This window comes from Bacteroides sp., assembly GCF_019417265.1.
Taxonomy (GTDB): domain Bacteria; phylum Bacteroidota; class Bacteroidia; order Bacteroidales; family Bacteroidaceae; genus Phocaeicola.
The window spans coordinates 1062-5828 of sequence record NZ_DXVR01000130.1 but is presented as its reverse complement, the minus strand read 5'-3'; the positions used below and the strand labels follow the sequence as shown (position 1 = coordinate 5828).

Annotated in this window: 4 protein-coding genes; 3 read left to right on the top strand and 1 reads right to left on the bottom strand. The window is 43.6% G+C overall.

Annotated elements, in window-relative coordinates:
• The first annotated feature begins 74 nt into the window (after positions 1 to 74).
• Positions 75 to 851, top strand: coding sequence for a dihydroorotate dehydrogenase electron transfer subunit (locus QZ379_RS11780; protein ID WP_291564961.1), 777 nt, complete (start codon positions 75 to 77; stop codon positions 849 to 851).
• Positions 839 to 1750 carry a dihydroorotate dehydrogenase gene (locus tag QZ379_RS11775; protein ID WP_291564956.1) on the top strand — a complete coding sequence of 304 codons (912 nt, stop codon included), beginning with the start codon at positions 839 to 841 and terminating at the stop codon, positions 1748 to 1750. Before QZ379_RS11780 ends, QZ379_RS11775 begins: the two co-directional genes overlap by 13 nt.
• Before the next feature lie 163 nt (positions 1751 to 1913).
• Here the strand turns inward: QZ379_RS11775 and trmD are convergent, their stop codons facing one another.
• Positions 1914 to 2591, bottom strand: coding sequence for a tRNA (guanosine(37)-N1)-methyltransferase TrmD (trmD, locus tag QZ379_RS11770; protein WP_291564953.1), 678 nt, complete (start codon positions 2589 to 2591; stop codon positions 1914 to 1916).
• A gap of 112 nt (positions 2592 to 2703) precedes the next feature.
• Here trmD and ligA point away from each other — a divergent pair.
• The coding region (gene ligA, locus QZ379_RS11765; protein WP_291564950.1) for an NAD-dependent DNA ligase LigA at positions 2704 to 4767 on the top strand (2064 nt) is incomplete at its 3' end.

Sequence of the window (4767 nt, the reverse complement as noted above, 5' to 3'; positions counted from 1 at the left end):
GGCATATACAGAACACATTATATATAATGTAAATTGTTATCTTTGCATAACAAAACGATTTTATCAGATTTTTTATGAAAAAATACATTTTAGATTTGACTGTAACTGAGAACGTGCGTTTGCACAATAATTATGTTCTCATAAAGCTTACACAGGAGGAACCGCTTCCTGAAATGCTTCCGGGACAGTTTGCAGAGATAAGAATAGATGGTTCGAACACCACTTTCCTGCGACGTCCTATCTCTATTAATTATGTAGACCGTAAAACAAACGAAGTATGGTTCTTGGTACAGCTCGTTGGCGACGGTACAAGAAAACTGGCTACCGTAAATAAAGGTGATACAGTGAATGTGGTACTTCCTTTAGGCAACGGGTTCTCTATGCCTGAGAATACAGAGAAGAAACTTCTGCTTGTTGGCGGAGGTGTAGGAACCGCTCCTATGCTGTACTTGGGAGAAGCATTGAAGAAGATGGGATGCAAACCGGTGTTCCTGCTTGGAGCACGTTCGGCAAACGACCTGCTGCAGATGGAACAGTTTGAAGCTCTTGGCGAAGTATATACCACTACTGAAGACGGTTCGGCCGGTGAGAAAGGATATGTGACAATGCACAGTATTCTGAAAAATACCAGGTTCGACATGATTTATACTTGTGGTCCGAAACCGATGATGATGGCTGTAGCGAAATATGCCAAGGAGAACGACATCGAATGTGAAGTGTCACTCGAAAATACTATGGCATGCGGTGTAGGTGCATGTCTGTGCTGCGTTGAGAACACACAGGAAGGTCATGTGTGCGTATGTAAAGAAGGTCCGGTATTTAATTATAAGAAATTATTATGGCAGATTTAAGTGTAAACATAGGAAAGCTGAATATGGCAAACCCGGTGATGACTGCATCGGGAACTTTCGGTTACGGTCTGGAATTCGAGGATTTTGTTGACCTCGAGAAAATCGGAGGTATAATAGTAAAAGGAACCACTCTTCATCATCGTGAAGGTAACCCGTATCCACGTATGGCAGAAACTCCTATGGGTATGCTGAATGCCGTGGGACTGCAGAACAAGGGTGTGCATTATTTCGTGGATAATATCTATCCGAAAACCAAAGATATCAAGACTAACATGATAGTAAACGTGTCAGGTTCGCAGATAGAAGATTATGCTGAAACGGCACGTATCATAAATGAGTTGGACAACATCCCTGCAATAGAACTCAACATATCTTGCCCTAACGTAAAACAGGGAGGTATGGCTTTCGGAGTGACAGCAAAGGGTGCTGCCGAAGTAGTAAAAGCAGTAAGAGATGTTTACAACAAGACGCTTATAGTTAAACTCTCGCCTAACGTGACAGATATCACTGAAATAGCACGTGCAGCAGAAGGTGCAGGAGCTGACAGCGTTTCGCTTATCAACACTCTGCTGGGTATGGCCATCGATGCAGAAAAGCGCAAGCCGATACTATCAACAGTAACAGGCGGTATGAGCGGTGCTGCAGTGAAACCTATCGCTCTGCGAATGGTATGGCAGGTGGCTAAAGCAGTGAACATCCCTGTTATCGGACTCGGTGGTATCATGAACTGGAAAGATGCTGTGGAATTCATGCTTGCTGGAGCAACAGCCATTCAGATAGGTACTGCAAACTTCATTGATCCGGCCATTACAGTGAAAGTGGCAGAAGGTATCAATGACTATCTTGACCGTCACGGATACTCATCTGTACGCGATATTATCGGTGCGCTGGAAGTATAAGAAAACGGATATTTATAGCCATAGGATGAAGATTCTGTGGCTATATTTTTTATGGCTATTATATTTAAAATCTAAAAAATGAAAAAGCTTCTCTTATTCGTCACTTGCGTGGCATTGACAGTGTCATGTGCCAGTGTAAAGGAAAAACGAAGCTTTTTATATTTTAATCCTGAAGCAAGTCCGGACGCAAACGCTTAGTCCTCTCGAGCGACTGCTGGAACTCCCATTCACGAATCTTGGCTTCATGACCTGAAAGAAGGATATCAGGCACTTTCCAGCCTTTATATTCAGAAGGACGTGTGTAGACAGGAGGAGCAAGCAGATTATCCTGGAAAGAGTCAGACAGAGCAGACTGCTCGTCGGAAATGACTCCCGGAATAATACGCACAACAGCATCAGCTATGACTGCAGCAGCAAGTTCGCCACCGGTGAGTACATAGTCGCCTATGCTTATTTCCTTTGTTATGAAATGCTCACGGATACGATAGTCTATACCTTTGAAATGTCCGCAAAGTATCATCAGATTCTCCTGCAATGAAAGTGAGTTGGCCATTGGCTGGTCGAACTTCTCACCGTCAGGACTTGTAAAGATTATTTCATCATAATGCCTCTGTTCCTTCAGTGCCGAAATACATCGGTCTATAGGTTCAATCTTCATCACCATACCTGCACAACCGCCAAAAGGATAATCATCCACACGGCGATATTTATCCGTGGTATAATCCCGTAGATTGTGGATATGTATCTCGGCTATACCTTTCTTCTGCGCACGGCTCATTATGGAGCAGTTGAAGAAACCTTCTATCATCTCAGGCAATACGGTTATAATGTCTATTCTCATATTTTATAGTTGTGTAGTTGTTAGTAGTTGCAAAAATACACATAATACTCCGTACTTATGGCGGCAAGATAAGTTTTTTTGCTAAATTTGCATTACTAACACCGTAAATATTATGACAAATCCGGAAATAGAAAGAATATACCAGTTGCGTGAAGAACTTCACACACACAACTATAACTATTATGTGATGAACTCGCCTGTGATAAGCGACATGGAATTCGACCATATGATTCGCGAACTGCAGGAACTCGAGGCCAAATATCCCGAAACATACGACGAAAACTCTCCTACGATGAGAGTGGGCAGCGATATCAGTAAAGATTTCGTACAAGTGGAGCATAAATACCCTATGCTCTCGCTTGGAAATACCTATTCGGAAGAAGAGGTTTCCGACTTCTATGAGAGAGTAAGAAAATCGCTGAATGAGGAATTCGAAATATGTTGCGAAATGAAATTCGACGGAACATCAATCTCGCTTACATACGAAAATGGCAAACTGATAAGAGCCGTGACGAGAGGTGACGGAGTGAAAGGTGACGACGTGACTGACAACGTAAAAACCATCCGCACGGTTCCGCTTGTACTGAAAGGCGACAATTATCCGCAGAGTTTCGAGATAAGAGGTGAGATTCTCATGCCATGGGATGTATTCGAAAAGCTGAACAAGGAACGCGAGGCTAAGGAAGAACCACTGTTCGCAAACCCAAGAAATGCGGCATCAGGAACTCTTAAACAGCAGAATTCATCGGTTGTGGCATCCAGAAAGCTTGATGCCTATCTGTATTATCTGCTTGGTGACAATCTTCCTCACGACGGACACTATGAGAATCTGCAGGAAGCACGCAAATGGGGTTTCAAAATCTCCGACACTACAAAGAAGGTGAAGACACTGCAGGAAGTCTTCGATTTCATAAAGTATTGGGATACCGAAAGAAAAAATCTGCCGGTAGCTACAGACGGTATAGTTCTGAAAGTAAACTCACTCCGACAGCAAAAGAATCTTGGATATACGGCCAAATCGCCACGATGGGCCATCGCATATAAGTTTCAGGCAGAAAAAGCCCTGACCAAGCTCCGGAAGGTTACATATCAGGTGGGCAGAACGGGAGCCATTACTCCGGTAGCCAACCTTGACCCTGTTCAGTTGTCAGGTACAGTAGTGAAACGTGCATCACTGCACAATGCCGATATCATAGCCGGTCTGGACCTCCACGAAGGAGATATGGTATATGTGGAAAAAGGCGGAGAGATTATCCCGAAAATCACCGGTGTGGACACAGATTCGCGTATTCCGGGAAGCAAACCGGTGGAATTCATCACTCACTGTCCGGAGTGTGGAGAACCGCTGACAAGATTCGAAGACGAAGCTGCACATTACTGTACAAACGAAGACTCATGTCCTCCTCAGATTAAGGGAAAGATAGAGCACTTCATAAGCCGAAAAGCTATGAACATAGAGGGACTGGGACCTGAAACAGTCGATTTGTTCTACCAGGAAGGAATGATAAACAATGCAGCCGACCTGTATGAACTGAAAGAGCAGGAAATAGCAAAACTTGAAAGGTTCGGAGAGAAATCGGCACAGAACATAATGGCAGGCCTGGAGGCATCAAAACAGGTAGGATTCGAACGTGTGATATTTGCTCTGGGTATAAGATTCGTAGGAGAAACGGTAGCCAAGAAGCTCGCAAAATCGGTAAAAAATATAGACACTCTGATATCTGCATCGAAGGAAGAACTCATTGCCATTGACGAGATAGGGGAGAAAATAGCCGAAAGTATCATTCATTTCTTCAGCAGCGAGAAAAACAGGATTTTAGTGGAAAGACTGAAAGCTGCCGGACTGAAGATGGAGGTGGATGCAGAAGAAGTTTCCATGGCCTCAAACATCCTTGAAGGACAGTCGGTAGTGATAAGCGGAGTATTTGCGGTTCATTCGCGCGACGAATACAAGGATATAATAGAAAAGCATGGCGGAAAGAACGTAGGAAGCATATCGAAGAAAACAAGCTTTATACTCGCCGGAGAAAATATGGGACCGAGCAAGTTGGAAAAAGCAAAAGCCTTAGGCATAAAGATAATGAGCGAAACGGAATTTCTGAATATGATTTCCAGCAATACGGAAAAGACACAAACCGCATCGCACAAAGAGGAAGTAAAGAAAACTGCCACAAAC

What these genes read in the sequence shown, in the direction of transcription:
- QZ379_RS11780 (WP_291564961.1), top strand. Translation starts at nt 75, where the DNA reads ATGAAAAAATACATTTTAGATTTGACTGTAACTGAGAACGTGCGTTTG.
- QZ379_RS11775 (WP_291564956.1), top strand. Translation starts at nt 839, where the DNA reads ATGGCAGATTTAAGTGTAAACATAGGAAAGCTGAATATGGCAAACCCG.
- trmD (WP_291564953.1), bottom strand. Translation starts at nt 2,591, where the DNA reads ATGAGAATAGACATTATAACCGTATTGCCTGAGATGATAGAAGGTTTC.